The following is a 12,585-nucleotide window of genomic DNA, read 5'->3' as shown; positions in this document are numbered from 1 at the left end:
GCCCGGCGCGCTTGAGAGGGAGGCTCGTCGGCTCCCTGTCCGCCCTCACCGCCCTGCCGCCGCGCGTCCCGACGTCGCCGGGTCCGAGCGCGGATCCAGCTCGAACGATGCCGGTGTCTGGGCTCGTGCCAGCGGCACGGCCTGGAAGGCGTCGCGACTGGCCGCGGGCTTGGCCGTGCGTCGCAGCATCCGGTAGCCCGCGTAGGTGCCGAAGGCGGCGTGGGCCGCGCCGGTGGCGAGGAACAGCCCGTCCGGGCCATAGGTCTCCATCAGCCACGCCGCCAGCATCGGCCCGCCCATCGTGCCGAACCCGTAGAGGATGAGGAGGCCGCCGGAAATCTTCACGAAGTCGGCGGGGTCGGCATAGTCGTTGGCATGGGCGACGGTGAGCGAATAGGCGGGATAGATCACCCCACCGATCACGAAGGCGATGGCGAAGAGGCCGAGGACGCTCGTCGACCAGAGGGTGAGCGCGGCGAGCGCGGCGCCGAAGCCGATGAAGCCGGCGAGGATCATCACCGCCCGCCGGTCGATGCGGTCGGAGATGCGCCCGAGCGGCACCTGGAAGACGAGGCCGCCTGCCATGGTGCAGACGAGCAGCGTCGAGATCTCGGTGGTGGAAAGCCCGATCTTCTGCCCGAGCACCGGCGCCATGTTGCCCCATGCGCCCGAAAGGACGCCGGCGAGGAAGACGCCGACCACTGCGGCGGGCGAGTTGCGGTAGATCGCCGGCAGGTCGAGCCGCACCTGCGTCAACGGCCGGGGGCTCTCCGCCCGCGACAGGGCGTTGGGGATCACCGCGAACGCGTAGAAGATGGCGCAGACCATGAAGGAGGCCGCGAGCTCGGGGCGCGCCAGCGGCATGGCGAACTGCCCCGCCATCATCGCCGCCATCGAGATCACCATGTAGAGCGAGAAGACGCGCCCGCGCGTCTCGTTGGTCACGCGTTCGTTGAGCCAGCTCTCGATGACCATGTAGGCGCCCGCGAGGGCGAAGCCCGCAAGGCCGCGGATCGCGATCCAGGCGAGGGGATGCACCGCGAGTCCGTTGAGCAGCACCGAGATCGCCAGAAGGGCCGCGAGCGAGGAGAAGGCCCGCACATGGCCGGCCGAGCGCACGATCGTCGGCATCACCACGCAGGAAATGGTGAAGCCCACCGCATAGGCCGTGCCCATCAGGCCGATCTCGTAGGAGCTCCAATCCTCGATCGAGGCGCGCACCGGCAAGAGGATGCCCTGCATGCCCGCTCCCGCCATCAGGAAGAAGGTCGAGAGCAGCAGGGCGACGATGGGCAGGATCTCGGCACGCATGGCGATGGTCGGCCTTTCGCACGGGCTGCCGGTTCGTCGTAGCGATGAACGATCCGGCCTGCGCGCGCCTTACCGACCGTTCATGTCGCCATTCCGACATCGCGGCCCGGCGCGCCGAGAAACTCAGCCCTCAGTGGCGAGCCGGGCCTGCACCAGCAGCAGATCGCGCCAGGCCAGCCGTTTCTGGCCGGGCTGGCGCAGTAGATAGGCGGGGTGCAGCATCGCCATGGTCGGCACCACCGTGCCGTTCGGCAGGGTCAGCTCGCTCCAGCGGCCGCGAAGCCGCATGATGCCCTCGTCGGAGCGCAGGATCGCCTTCGTCGCGGGTGATCCGAGGCACACCAGCACCCGCGGCTTCACCAGCTCGATCTGGCGCAAGGTGAAGGGCAGGCAGATTTCCGTCTCGGCCGGCGTCGGCGTCCGGTTGCCGGGCGGGCGCCAGGGCACGGTGTTGGTGACGCGCACGCTCTCGCGCGGCAGGGCGATGGCGCCCAGCATGCGGTCGAGCAACCGGCCGGATCGACCGACGAAGGGCTCGCCCGCCAGATCCTCCTCGCGCCCCGGCGCCTCGCCCACCAGCATCAGCGCGGCCTCGTCCGGCCCGCTGCCGAAGACAAGGGATTTCGCGGTGGCCCGCAGCCCGCAGCCCGTGAACTCGGCGAGGATCGCGCGAAGCTCTGTCAGCGACGCGGCGCGCGAAGCGCGCTCGCGCGCCTCTGCCGCGATTACGTCGTCGGAGACGAGCGGCAGCACGGACGGCAGCGGCGGCGCCAACGGCGGCTCGACGCTCGATGACGGGCGCCGGCCGGGCGACGGTGCGGCCGCCGCACCTGCCTCGCCCGAAGCGCGCGCCGCCGCTGCCCCGCCCGCGGGACGCCGGCGATCGGCCTCCGCCGCCGTCTCCGCGAACCGATCCCGCGCGGTGTCGCCCACGAACCGCTCGACGCCGGCCGTCTCGTACCAGCGCAGCAGCGAGGCGAGCGCGGCGGCGGGGTCGTTTGCTGGCGGGGAAGGGGTGTCGGTCCTCATGTCCTCACTCTACGGCATCGCGTCGTCGGCGAGAACCGGTTGCCGAACCCGTCGCGGTGAAACCGAACGATCGTCTGCCTCTAACGTTTACGTCAATGTCGCGATACAAGCTCTCCGTGACGCTTTGGCGAAGACGCCGGGCGGGCATTCGGATTAGAACCGTTCCGACAAGGATGAAACGGCCCCGGTTTGCGGGGCTTCGCGAGCCAGCATGGAGACGAGAGCGATGAGCGAGACGGTGCCCGAGCGCGAGTCGATGGAATTCGACGTGGTGATCGTCGGTGCCGGCCCGGCCGGTCTCGCCGCCGCCATCCGGCTGAAGCAGCTCGATCCCGGGCTCGCCGTCGTGGTGCTCGAGAAGGGCGCCGAGGTCGGCGCGCACATTCTCTCGGGCTGCGTGCTCGATCCCTCCTCGCTCGATCGCCTGCTGCCGGAATGGCGCGGCGAGGAGACGCCGATCCGACAGCCCGTGACCGAGGACCGCTTCTATTTCTACGGGCCGCAGGGCTCGCTGCGCCTGCCCAACGCCTTGATGCCCAAGCTCATGGGCAATCACGGCAATTTCGTCGTCTCGCTCGGCCTCGTCGCGAAGTGGCTGGCCGAGAAGGCCGAGGCGCTCGGCGTCGAGATCTATCCGGGCTTTGCGGCGAGCGAGCTCCTGTTCGACGAGAACGACGCGGTGATCGGCGTCGCCACCGGCGACATGGGGATCGATCGCTCGGGCGAGCCGGGGCCCAACTACCAGCGCGGCATGGCGCTGATGGGCAAGTACGTCTTCGTCGGCGAGGGCGTGCGCGGCTCGCTCGCCAAGCAACTCGTCCAGCGCTACGGCCTCGCCACGGGCCGCGAGCCGCAGAAGTTCGGCCTCGGCATCAAGGAGCTCTGGCAGATCGATCCCGCCAAGGCCAAGCCCGGCCTCATCCAGCACTCGTTCGGCTGGCCGCTGGATCTCGCCACCGGCGGCGGCTCGTTCCTCTACCACTTGGAAGGCAATCAGGTTTACGTCGGCTTCGTCACGCACCTGAACTACAAGAACCCGTATCTGTCGCCGTTCGAGGAGTTCCAGCGCTTCAAGACCCATGCCGACATCGCCGAACTATTGAAGGGCGGCAAGCGCATCGCCTACGGCGCGCGCGCCATCACAGAGGGCGGCTGGCAGTCGGTGCCGAACCTCGCCTTCCCCGGCGGCGCGCTCATCGGCTGCTCGGCCGGCTTCGTCAACGTGCCGCGCATCAAGGGCGTCCACAACGCGATTACCTCCGGCATGATGGCGGCCGAGGCCGCGGCCGAGGCGATCGCGGCCGGCCGGGCGCAGGATCGCCTGAGCGCCTACGAGGACGGCTGGCGCGCCTCGCCGATCGGCGACGACCTGAAGGCGGTTCGCAACGTCAAGCCGCTCTGGTCGCGCTTCGGCACCGGCCTCGGCGTGGCGCTCGGCGGCATCGACATGTGGGCGCACCAGCTTCTCGGCCGCTCGCTCTTCGGCACGATGGCGCACGGCAAGACCGACGCGGAATCGACCGAGCCGGCGGCGAACCACAAGCGGATCGACTACCCGAAACCCGACGGCGTCCTGACCTTCGACAAGACCTCCTCGGTCTTCCTGTCCAATACCAACCACGAGGAGGACCAGCCGGTGCATCTTCGCGTGAAGGACATGGGCCTGCAGAAGACCTCCGAGCACGACGTCTTCGCCGGCCTCTCGCAACGCTACTGCCCGGCCGCGGTCTACGAGTGGGTGGAGGAGGGCGCAAGCGCGCCGCGCTACCAGATCAACGCGCAGAACTGCGTCCACTGCAAGACCTGCGACATCAAGGATCCCAACGGCAACATCACCTGGACGGTGCCGCAGGGCGGCGAGGGGCCGGTGTATCAGACGATGTGAGGCGAGCGCCGCTCGTCGTTACGAACCGTTGTGGAGCCGGGTGCTGAGATTGCACTCGGACCTGTGCCGAAGGCGATGCAGATCGCTGCCCGTGGAAACACGGTGGGGAAGCGAAGGCGGGGCAAGAAGGGACGGTGCGGACATGGCGGGCGCACCGTGCCGCGCTGCCCATCTCCCGAGGCCTGACGCCCTGAGAACCTATCGCAATGCGGTCAGGAAGCGGGGACAGCCGGTCGGCCTACCACCGCCACCGGCGGCGCGTCCGACTCGCGCACCAGCGAGAAGCGCATCAGCACCGGCAGGTGATCCGAGGCGGTGGCTTCGAGCGTGCGCACCTCGCCCACCGCTACCGCGGGCGACACCAGAAGGTTGTCGATGGGAAGCCCGACCTTCGCCGCCGGCAGGAAGGGCAGCTGCAGCGCCATCCAGCTTGGGCCAACGCCGGAAACGACGCGCCAACCACCCGCTGCCGCCACGGCCTTCACCGCTGCGCTCCACGGCGTGGCGTTGAAGTCGCCGGCGAGAAGCGAAGGCTGGGCAAGGCCTGCGAGAACACCCGGCAGCCGATCGATCTGAACCCATTGCGGCCGCGGCCAGGGCCATTCCAGGTGCAGCGACGAGACGCCGACGAATTGTCCGTTGAAGTCGACGCTGCGAGTGATCAGCCCCTCCACCTTGCGGCACCGCTCGGTAGCCGGATCGGGCGAGAAGGGGCGGCGCGAGAGGATCGCCACCCCGTCGCGGTTCTCGGTGCCGCAATAGGCCTGGTAGGGGTAGGCCACCGAGAGATTGGCGAAGAGCGCCTGCCACTCGGTGTTCACCTCCTGCAGGGTCACGACGTCGGGCCGCGTGTCGGCGATGCGCTTGAGCGCCTCCGTCTTGTCGGCGGTGTCGTAGCGCAGGTTCATCTGCAGCAGCGTGTAGGCGCCAGCCGTGGCGAAGGCATCGTCGCGGGGGTCGCCGAGAAGCACCGGCAGCGACGTGCCGAAACCGAGCGCCGCCCCAAGAATCGCACTGAGGCCGGTCGCCCAGAAGCGGCGCGCGAACGCCAGCAGGCCGAGCACGACAAGTGCCGCGGCGAGATGCGCGCGAAAATGCGCGAGGCTGTCGAGAGCATGTTGGACGAAGCCGAACTCGCCAAGGACGACGGCGAGGATCGTGCACGCCACCATCAGCTGGAAGAGGCGCGTGACGAGACCGGGTGCCCGGCGCGGAGTCATGGACATGGACCCTACTGGAACGCCGTCTCGAAGAACGAGCGCAGCTTGCGCGAATGCAGCGTCTCGTGCGGCATCTCGGCGAGGCTCTCCATCGTGCGCATGCCGATTTCCAAATGCTGAGCGACCTGCCGCTTGTAGAACTCCGTCGCCATGCCCGGCAGCTTCAGCTCGCCGTGCAGCGGCTTGTCGGAGACGCAGAGCAGCGTGCCGTAGGGCACGCGGAATCGGTAGCCGTTGGCCGCGATCGTCGCCGATTCCATGTCGAGCGCGATGGCGCGCGACTTCGACAGGCGCTCCACCGGCTCCTTCTGGTCGCGCAGCTCCCAGTTGCGGTTGTCGATGGTCGCCACGGTGCCGGTGCGCATGATGCGCTTGAGATCGTAGCCCGAGAGGCCGGTGACGTCGGCCACCGCCTTTTCCAGCGCCACCTGCACCTCGGCCAGCGGCGGAATCGGGACCCAGACCGGCAGGTCGGCGTCGAGCACGTGGTCCTCGCGCACATAGGCGTGGGCGAGCACGTAGTCACCGAGCGCCTGCGTGTTGCGAAGGCCGGCGCAATGGCCGAGCATCAGCCAGGCGTGCGGGCGCAGCACCGCCACGTGGTCGGTGATCGTCTTGGCGTTGGAGGGGCCGACGCCGATATTGACCATCGTGATGCCGCTGCCGTCGGGCTTGGTCAGATGGTAGGCCGGCATCTGCGGCAGGCGCGGCGGGGCGACGCCGCTCTCGGGCGCCTGCGCGCCGCTCCGCGTCACGACGTTGCCGGGCTCCACGAAGCTCTCGTAACCCCGTCCGCCCTCGCTCATCATCTGCCGCGCCAGGATGCAGAACTCGTCGACGTAGAACTGGTAGTTGGTGAAGAGAACGAAGTTCTGGAAATGGCGCGGGCTGGTGGCCGTGTAGTGCGTCAGGCGCAGCAGCGAATAGTCGACGCGCTGCGCCGTGAAGGGCGCCAGCGGCATCGCCTCGCCGGGCTGCGGCTCGAAATTGCCGTTGACGATGCGGTCGTCCGTCGCCGCGAGATCGGGCACGTCGAAGACGTCGCGCAACGGCTTGTCCAGCCGCTCGGCGCGCGCGCCGTCGACATGGCTGCCCTCGGGCAGCGCGAAATGCAGCGGGATCGGCGTCTTCGACGGGCCGACATGGATGGGCCGCCCGTGATTGCGCAAGAGCTGCTCGAACTGCTCTCGGAGATAGGAGCCGAAGAGGTCGGGCCGCGTGATGGTGGTGGCGTAGTGGCCGGGCCCGGGCACGAAGCCGAAGGAGAGACGGGAATCGACCCGCGCATGGCCCATCGTCTGGATCGACACCTCCGGATAGAAGGCGCGGTAGCGATGCGTGGTGTCGCCCGAGCCCAGCACCGCGTCGAAGCGCTCGCGCAGAAACCCGACGGACCCGTCGTAGAGACGCGCGAGTTCCGCCACAGCCGCGCCGGCCTCCTCGAAGAGGCGGCCGGGTTCGGGCGTCTGCATGACGAGGTGGGGCGGCGTCGGTCGATGGGGAAGTTGGCTCATGGCCTTCAATACAGAAGCGCAAAGCCCTCGGGAATGACGACGGCGCGAAATTTGCGGCCGGCCGGCGAGGCTCAGTATCCCGCGGGGCGGGCGCAGACCGCGCCCTGGTCGTAGCACCCGGCGCTCGGGGCCCAAGGGGTCGGCGTGCGCGTCTCGGAATGGACGAGCGCGGCAAAGCCCAGCGCGAAGCCGGCCATCGTGGCGGTCATGATCGACAGTCGAAGAACCATGCGGCATTCCTCAAGGGAAGGTGACCGCCGAACCTTGCGCAGCGAAGCTGGACCCGGGCTGAAGCGCTGAGACGGCAACCAAGGGAGATCGTTCGCAGGTGCGGCGCGGCGGTCGGCGCCCTATCTGTCCCTCGACCGAAAGCGAAGGGGACACCATGCCGCAACAGACCCGACCGATCGAACTCCACTACTGGCCGACGCCGAACGGCTGGAAGGTGAGCATTCTCCTCGAGGAACTCGGCGTTCCCTACGAGGTCAAGCTCGTCAACATCGGTGCCGGCGACCAGTTCAAGCCGGACTTTCTGGCGATCGCGCCGAACAACCGGATGCCGGCGATCGTCGATCCCGAAGGGCCGGACGGCGAGCCGATCTCGGTCTTCGAGTCCGGCGCGATCCTTCAATATCTCGGGCGCAAGTTCGGACGCTTCTATCCAGCGGCCGAGCGCGAGCGTGTGGCGGTCGAGGAATGGTTGTTCTGGCAGGTGGGCGGCCTCGGGCCGATGGCCGGCCAGGCCCATCATTTCCGGCAATATGCGCCCGAGAAGATCGCCTACGGGATCGAGCGCTACACGAACGAGGTCAACCGCCTCTACGGCGTGATGAACCGCCGGCTGGAGGGGCGCGACTTCCTCGCCGGCGACTATTCGATCGCCGACATGGCCGCGATCGGCTGGATCGTGCCGCATGCCAACCAGGGGCAGACCCTCGACGACTTCCCGCATCTGAAGCGCTGGTTCGAGACGATGAACGCGCGCCCCGCGGTGGAGCGGGGGCTGGCGGTCGGCAAGGCCGAGCGCGAGAAGCTGCAACTGGCGAACGACAAGGCCGCGCAGAGCGTCCTGTTCGGTCAGAAGGCGCGCTGACGCCGCCCTTTGCCGAAGGGTGATGAACGACAAACGGAAGAAAGCCGCGCGGCCTGCCGCGCGGCTTTCTTCGTCGAAGGTGGCTACCGGTGGACGAAGCCTGCAGCCGGTATGACGGAGGCATGGAGGGGAGGCGGGTGCGGCAGGGCCGAAGCCCTGCCGCACGTATCATGTCTTAGAAGTTGCGCTGGAAGCGCAGGAAGCCGGAGACCTGATCGGTCTCGCCGACCGGGCCGCCGAAATCGACGTTCTTGTACGAGACTTCACCCAGCGTCGCGAAGTTGTTCGTGATCTGGTAGCCGACGTTCAGGACGCCGGCGTAGTACTCGCCGCTGTCGATCGTCGTGATGCCCGTGCGGCGGTTGAGCAGCGAGACGTCGAAGGTCTCGCCGTACTGGCCGGACACGGCCAGACCGAGCTTGCCGAAGGCCTGCGCGTAGCCCGCACCAGCGGCCCACTCGAGGGTGATCGGAACGCCGCCCGTGGTGAACTGCGAGGCCGAGATCGAGGTGACCGAGTTGATGCCGGTGATGCCGGCGTAGATCGTCGGGTCGAAGGCGTAGTGACCTTCGATCTTCAGCTGCGACTTCGGCGCGATGAGGTCCTTGAGGAGCACGCCGCCCTTCAGCGCGAAGGCGTCGTTGTCGCCGTCCTGAAGGCGCGTCGGGTAGGCGCCGAAGAGGTTGATCGCAACGCCGTTCAGCGTGACCGAGTTGAGGTCTTCGCGGTTGAACGTCTCGTCGTAGACGCCGGAGATGTAGGCACCGCCCCAGGCACCCGAATAGACCAGCTTGGCGTGCACGTCGGGAACGACGTCGCCCGTGCCGTCGTCTTCGGCGCCGATCGTGGCCGAGAAGCCGCCGGCGGCGAAGGTGTAGGACACCTGGTTGGTGTTGATGTCGCCGACCACGAGATCGGTGTCGGTCAGCAGGCCGTCTTCCAGGCCGCCGATGCCCGACGACCACAGCGTGTCGCGGTAACCCATGAGCAGGCCGCCCAGCTGGATGTAGGCCTGGTCGATGTTGACGCCGTTGTTGGCGCCGCCGGTGTTGGTGGCCTGGAGGCGAGCGAAGGCGCGCAGGGTGCCGAGCTCGGTCTCTTCGCGGGCGTCGAAGTTGAGGCGGGCGCGGACGCGGCTCGCGACCTGGTAGTCGTCGCCTTCGAAGTTGATGATCGGGTCGCCGGCGACGTTCACCTGGAAGCGGACGTAACCGCCGACGCTCAGGCAGGTCTCGGTGCCGGGGATGTAGTAGAAGCCCTTGCCGTACACGTCGCAGACGCGGACGTAGTCGACGGGCTCGGGCTCGGCCATGACGACCGCGTCAGCCGCACGAGCGCCGGAAACTGCAACGAGGGCTGCAGCGGAGCCGAGAAGGAGGCTCTTGATGTTCATTTGATCTCCAGTCAACAATGACAGCAAGCCCTTGTTTCCGGGCTCTATATACTGTTGGCGAAAGCTTAGACACGATGCGAAAGCCCTCGGAGACAGGCTTAGCATGCGGCTATGTCGCAAAACATGGGAAAGAAGCGAGGCGTCCTGCACTGTGGCTATCTGGTTGCTTGTTGTTGCGTCAAAAACACAAGGTAGCCTTGTCATATTTCTGCATCAATCCAAGCACATCTCATGCGGCACCGCAGCATCGTTCGATTGCCGCATCATCGTCGCCGCCGGCTTCACGGCAGGCGAGACACCGGTCGAGGTGATCGCGAAGCGGCACCCGCCCAGGATTGGGCGTGGCGCGCGAGCACGTCCACCGCTCGAGGCGGCCTCCCGTCCTATGTCCAGGCGCGAGGGGTGTCTGAGAGAACGGGCTGGTCCGGGATGCGACGCGCGTCGAGCTTTTCGTCGGGCCAACGTCGCCTGTCAGCGGGTCCAGGTCCGGGTCTGGCAGAACACCTTGGCCACGCATCCCGTCAGCTTCAAGATGTTGCCGCTGACCTCCGCCCGTCCCTCGTAGGTCTTGTCGTTCGACGGGTCGACGACGCTGCCCGTGTAACGCCCGCCCGTGCCCGAGACCCGCCCGAGCGACTTGCCCTTGTAGCGGCCGGTGTCGACCGTCGCGCAGAAGGCCGTCCCGCAGGCGGAATAGGTCACCGTCTCGCCGTTCTCGACGCGCCACGTTCCCAGGATCGGCTCGGCCGCGGAGGCGGCGGACACCAGGAAGAGCGGCGCGCAGAGGGCGAGGGCAGAGCGACGAAGCATGGCAAGGCGTCCGGCAGGAGAGGTGATCCCCTGCCTTCGGCGATCGGAACGCAGCGGTCAACTGGCAAACGCCGATCAGACGCGCGCGGCCCGCACTGGCATCTCGTCCCCGAGTGCGCCTGCGGGCTTGGGCGCACCGGCGCGATGATCGCCCACCGCACGGCAGGTCCGTTTCGCGCCCACGGTCGCGGCGCGGGGCCGCCGTGCCGATGCGCGGCGACCATCCTTCGCTCGCTCAGACCCGGCGCATTTCCTGCGAGCGGCAGATGAGGCCGCCGAGGATGCAGCCGGAGACCGACAGCATGTCGCCCTCCAGCTTGCCCTTGCCGGTGAACTCCTTGCCGCCGCGCGTGTAGTCGGTCACCGTTCCCGCGTAGGCGCCCGCGCCCGCCGCCTTCAGGCGCCCGAAGGTCTTGCCCTTGTTCGGGCCGTTCACGTAGGTCAGGCAGAATTCGGGGCCGCAGGGCGCGATCGCCGCGTTGTTGCCCGAGGGCATGCGCCACGTTCCCTCGATCGGGTCGGCGAGGGCCGGCCCCGCCAGCATCGCCGCCGCGGCGGCCAAGATCCATCCTGCCTTGCGCATGTCGTCATCCTCCCGAATCGGGTCCGTTCGCCTCTGATCGCGCGATACCGGTTGCCCTTCCGCAAACGTAAGGGGAATGCGGCACGCGCTCAAGCGGCGCGCCCGCGAGATCGGCACCCCTACGCCTCTCGCGGGTGGGGAGGGCTCATGGCAAACAACGCGTCAACGCATGCGAGCGGTCCCGGCAAGTCCAGATCTGCGGCAAGGATGCAACACTCGGCGAGCCGCAAGAGAATGACTGTATTTAACTCAAATTAGCCAAGATCTTTAGCGGTCCGTTCAAGTGGCGATGGCATCTTGCTGTCAGAGCCCGGGCAGGTGGGCGATGGAGATAGGGTCATGGCACGCTTCGACTGGCAGGATGGAGACTTCGGCACCGCGCTCGGCACGTCGGCGCCGATCGGCGAGACGTTGTTCGCGATGGGGCTGCGTCATGCCGCCGGCCGCGACGGCGCGATCGATCTCGTCTCCGCCCACATGTACTTCAATCTCGCCGACCAGATGGGCGTCGAGGATGCCGCCCGTCACCGCTTCCAGGCGGCCGAAGCGATGACCAAGGCCGAGATCGGACGCGCCCTCCGCTCCGCCCGCACCTGGCTCGCCACCAACTGACGCTCTTCAAGCGCCCGCGAGATCACGGAGCGAGCCCGCCAGGGCCTGCGCGAAGAGGTCCATCTCCCGGTCGCGCCCCACCGTCACGCGGATCAGCCGATCCAGCGGCGCGACGCCGGGCATGCGGATGAAGACGCCGCGCGCGAGCACGCCGTCCAGCACCGCGCGCGCGAAGGCGCCGTCCCGCCCGCAGTCGATCGCAACGAAGTTGGTGGCCGAGGGCAGGGGCGTCAGCCCGTTCTCGCGGGCGATCTCCGCCAGCCGGTCGCGCGCCGCCGCGATGCGGCCCACCGTCTCACTCAGAAACCCCTGGTCGCCCAGCGCTGCGAGCGCTCCGGCCTGCGCCATGCGCGACACCCCGAAATGGTTGCGCACCTTGTCGAAATGGCGGGTCGTCTCGGGCGTGCCCACCGCATAGGCGACGCGCACGCCAGCCATGCCGTAGGCCTTGGAGAAGGTGCGAAAGCGCAGGACCTTGGGGTCGAGGCGCGACATCTCCGGCAGGGCCTCAGCCGGCGCGAGATCGGCGTAGGCCTCGTCGAGCACGAGGATCGAGCCATCCGGCACACCCTCCATCAGCCGCTCCACCGTCTGCCGATCGTGCCGGGAGCCCGTCGGATTGTCGGGATTGGCGAAGTAGATCAACTTCGGCCGGATCTCCTGCGCCCGCGCCGCCAGCGCCTCCGGGTCTTCGCGGTCGTCCCGGTAGGGCACGAAATCCAGCCGGCCGCCGCGTCCGTTCACATGGTAGTTGAAGGTCGGGTAGGCGCCGAGCGAGGTGACCACGGCGTCGCCGGGATCGATCGTCAGCTGCACGAGCAGCCCCAGCAGCCCGTCGATGCCTTCGCCGACCACGATGTTTTCGGGTGTCAGACCGTGATGCGCGGCGATCGCCGCCTTCAGGTCGTGATGCTCGGGGTCGCCATAGGCCCAGCTTTCGGCGGCGGCGCGGGCCATCGCCTCGGCGACCTTCGGCGAGGGGCCGAAGACGCTCTCGTTGGCGCCGAGCCGCGCCACGAACGGGCGGCCGAACCGGCGCTCCAGCGCCTCCGGCCCGACGAAGGGCACGGTGGCGGGAAGAGCGAGCGCACGGGGCGTGAAGGGCATGACGGCCTCAGGCGGTTCGGGACATCGA

General features: G+C 68.3%; 12 protein-coding genes. 3 read left to right on the top strand and 9 right to left on the bottom strand.

The annotated features are described in order from the left end of the window. Window positions 1–45: 45 nt before the first annotated feature. A complete protein-coding gene (locus GGR04_RS01835) occupies window positions 46–1,311 on the bottom strand; it encodes an MFS transporter (protein ID WP_183197262.1) in 1,266 nt (421 codons plus the stop codon). Window positions 1,312–1,434: 123 nt separating this feature from the next. Continuing rightward, a complete protein-coding gene (locus GGR04_RS01830) occupies window positions 1,435–2,340 on the bottom strand; it encodes a uracil-DNA glycosylase (RefSeq protein WP_183197259.1) in 906 nt (301 codons plus the stop codon). Between the two features lie 226 nt (window positions 2,341–2,566). Here GGR04_RS01830 and GGR04_RS01825 point away from each other — a divergent pair, with 226 nt between their 5' ends. Beyond that, window positions 2,567–4,225: an electron transfer flavoprotein-ubiquinone oxidoreductase gene (locus GGR04_RS01825; protein WP_183197257.1), complete on the top strand. Its 1,659-nt coding sequence runs from the start codon at window positions 2,567–2,569 to the stop codon at window positions 4,223–4,225. 212 nt (window positions 4,226–4,437) lie between these two features. On the opposite strand, the gene GGR04_RS01820 is transcribed toward GGR04_RS01825, so the two are convergent. From GGR04_RS01820 to GGR04_RS01810, 3 genes are all read right to left on the bottom strand, one after another. Beyond that, window positions 4,438–5,451: an endonuclease/exonuclease/phosphatase family protein gene (locus tag GGR04_RS01820; protein WP_183197255.1), complete on the bottom strand. Its 1,014-nt coding sequence runs from the start codon at window positions 5,449–5,451 to the stop codon at window positions 4,438–4,440. A gap of 5 nt (window positions 5,452–5,456) precedes the next feature. Further along, window positions 5,457–6,917: an AMP nucleosidase gene (locus GGR04_RS01815; RefSeq protein ID WP_246392737.1), complete on the bottom strand. Its 1,461-nt coding sequence runs from the start codon at window positions 6,915–6,917 to the stop codon at window positions 5,457–5,459. A 113-nt stretch (window positions 6,918–7,030) separates the two neighbouring features. Further along, a complete protein-coding gene (locus GGR04_RS01810; RefSeq protein WP_183197251.1) occupies window positions 7,031–7,189 on the bottom strand; it encodes a hypothetical protein in 159 nt (52 codons plus the stop codon). Between the two features lie 155 nt (window positions 7,190–7,344). Here GGR04_RS01810 and GGR04_RS01805 point away from each other — a divergent pair, with 155 nt between their 5' ends. Next, window positions 7,345–8,052 carry a glutathione S-transferase family protein gene (locus tag GGR04_RS01805; protein ID WP_183197249.1) on the top strand — a complete coding sequence of 236 codons (708 nt, stop codon included), beginning with the start codon at window positions 7,345–7,347 and terminating at the stop codon, window positions 8,050–8,052. A 175-nt stretch (window positions 8,053–8,227) separates the two neighbouring features. Here the strand turns inward: GGR04_RS01805 and GGR04_RS01800 are convergent, their stop codons facing one another. The 3 genes from GGR04_RS01800 to GGR04_RS01790 form a co-directional block, all read right to left on the bottom strand. Then, window positions 8,228–9,445, bottom strand: coding sequence for a porin (locus GGR04_RS01800; protein ID WP_183197247.1), 1,218 nt, complete (start codon window positions 9,443–9,445; stop codon window positions 8,228–8,230). A gap of 471 nt (window positions 9,446–9,916) precedes the next feature. Further along, window positions 9,917–10,255: a DUF2147 domain-containing protein gene (locus tag GGR04_RS01795; protein WP_183197245.1), complete on the bottom strand. Its 339-nt coding sequence runs from the start codon at window positions 10,253–10,255 to the stop codon at window positions 9,917–9,919. Between the two features lie 235 nt (window positions 10,256–10,490). Then, on the bottom strand, window positions 10,491–10,838 hold the full coding sequence (locus tag GGR04_RS01790; protein ID WP_183197243.1) for a DUF2147 domain-containing protein: 348 nt from the start codon (window positions 10,836–10,838) through the stop codon (window positions 10,491–10,493). A gap of 339 nt (window positions 10,839–11,177) precedes the next feature. On the opposite strand from GGR04_RS01790, the gene GGR04_RS01785 reads away from it, so the two are divergent. Then, window positions 11,178–11,450 carry a hypothetical protein gene (locus GGR04_RS01785; protein WP_210291604.1) on the top strand — a complete coding sequence of 91 codons (273 nt, stop codon included), beginning with the start codon at window positions 11,178–11,180 and terminating at the stop codon, window positions 11,448–11,450. 6 nt (window positions 11,451–11,456) lie between these two features. Here GGR04_RS01785 and GGR04_RS01780 read toward each other — a convergent pair whose 3' ends face one another. Further along, the gene (locus GGR04_RS01780) at window positions 11,457–12,557 is read right to left on the bottom strand and encodes a pyridoxal phosphate-dependent aminotransferase (protein WP_183197241.1); all 1,101 of its coding nucleotides are present in this window, start codon (window positions 12,555–12,557) and stop codon (window positions 11,457–11,459) included. Between the last annotated feature and the right edge of the window lie 28 nt (window positions 12,558–12,585).

The organism is Aureimonas pseudogalii, from assembly GCF_014196835.1.
GTDB classification, from domain to species: Bacteria; Pseudomonadota; Alphaproteobacteria; order Rhizobiales; family Rhizobiaceae; genus Aureimonas; species Aureimonas pseudogalii.
The sequence above is the reverse complement of the archived record's forward strand: the minus strand, read 5'-3'. Positions and strand labels throughout refer to the sequence as shown.

Coding starts and splice junctions, on each gene's coding strand:
- GGR04_RS01810 (WP_183197251.1), bottom strand. CDS start 7,189: ATGGTTCTTCGACTGTCGATCATGACCGCCACGATGGCCGGCTTCGCG.
- GGR04_RS01780 (WP_183197241.1), bottom strand. CDS start 12,557: ATGCCCTTCACGCCCCGTGCGCTCGCTCTTCCCGCCACCGTGCCCTTC.
- GGR04_RS01830 (WP_183197259.1), bottom strand. CDS start 2,340: ATGAGGACCGACACCCCTTCCCCGCCAGCAAACGACCCCGCCGCCGCG.
- GGR04_RS01805 (WP_183197249.1), top strand. CDS start 7,345: ATGCCGCAACAGACCCGACCGATCGAACTCCACTACTGGCCGACGCCG.
- GGR04_RS01815 (WP_246392737.1), bottom strand. CDS start 6,917: ATGCAGACGCCCGAACCCGGCCGCCTCTTCGAGGAGGCCGGCGCGGCT.
- GGR04_RS01800 (WP_183197247.1), bottom strand. CDS start 9,445: ATGAACATCAAGAGCCTCCTTCTCGGCTCCGCTGCAGCCCTCGTTGCA.
- GGR04_RS01795 (WP_183197245.1), bottom strand. CDS start 10,255: ATGCTTCGTCGCTCTGCCCTCGCCCTCTGCGCGCCGCTCTTCCTGGTG.
- GGR04_RS01820 (WP_183197255.1), bottom strand. CDS start 5,451: ATGTCCATGACTCCGCGCCGGGCACCCGGTCTCGTCACGCGCCTCTTC.
- GGR04_RS01835 (WP_183197262.1), bottom strand. CDS start 1,311: ATGCGTGCCGAGATCCTGCCCATCGTCGCCCTGCTGCTCTCGACCTTC.
- GGR04_RS01790 (WP_183197243.1), bottom strand. CDS start 10,838: ATGCGCAAGGCAGGATGGATCTTGGCCGCCGCGGCGGCGATGCTGGCG.
- GGR04_RS01785 (WP_210291604.1), top strand. CDS start 11,178: ATGGCACGCTTCGACTGGCAGGATGGAGACTTCGGCACCGCGCTCGGC.
- GGR04_RS01825 (WP_183197257.1), top strand. CDS start 2,567: ATGAGCGAGACGGTGCCCGAGCGCGAGTCGATGGAATTCGACGTGGTG.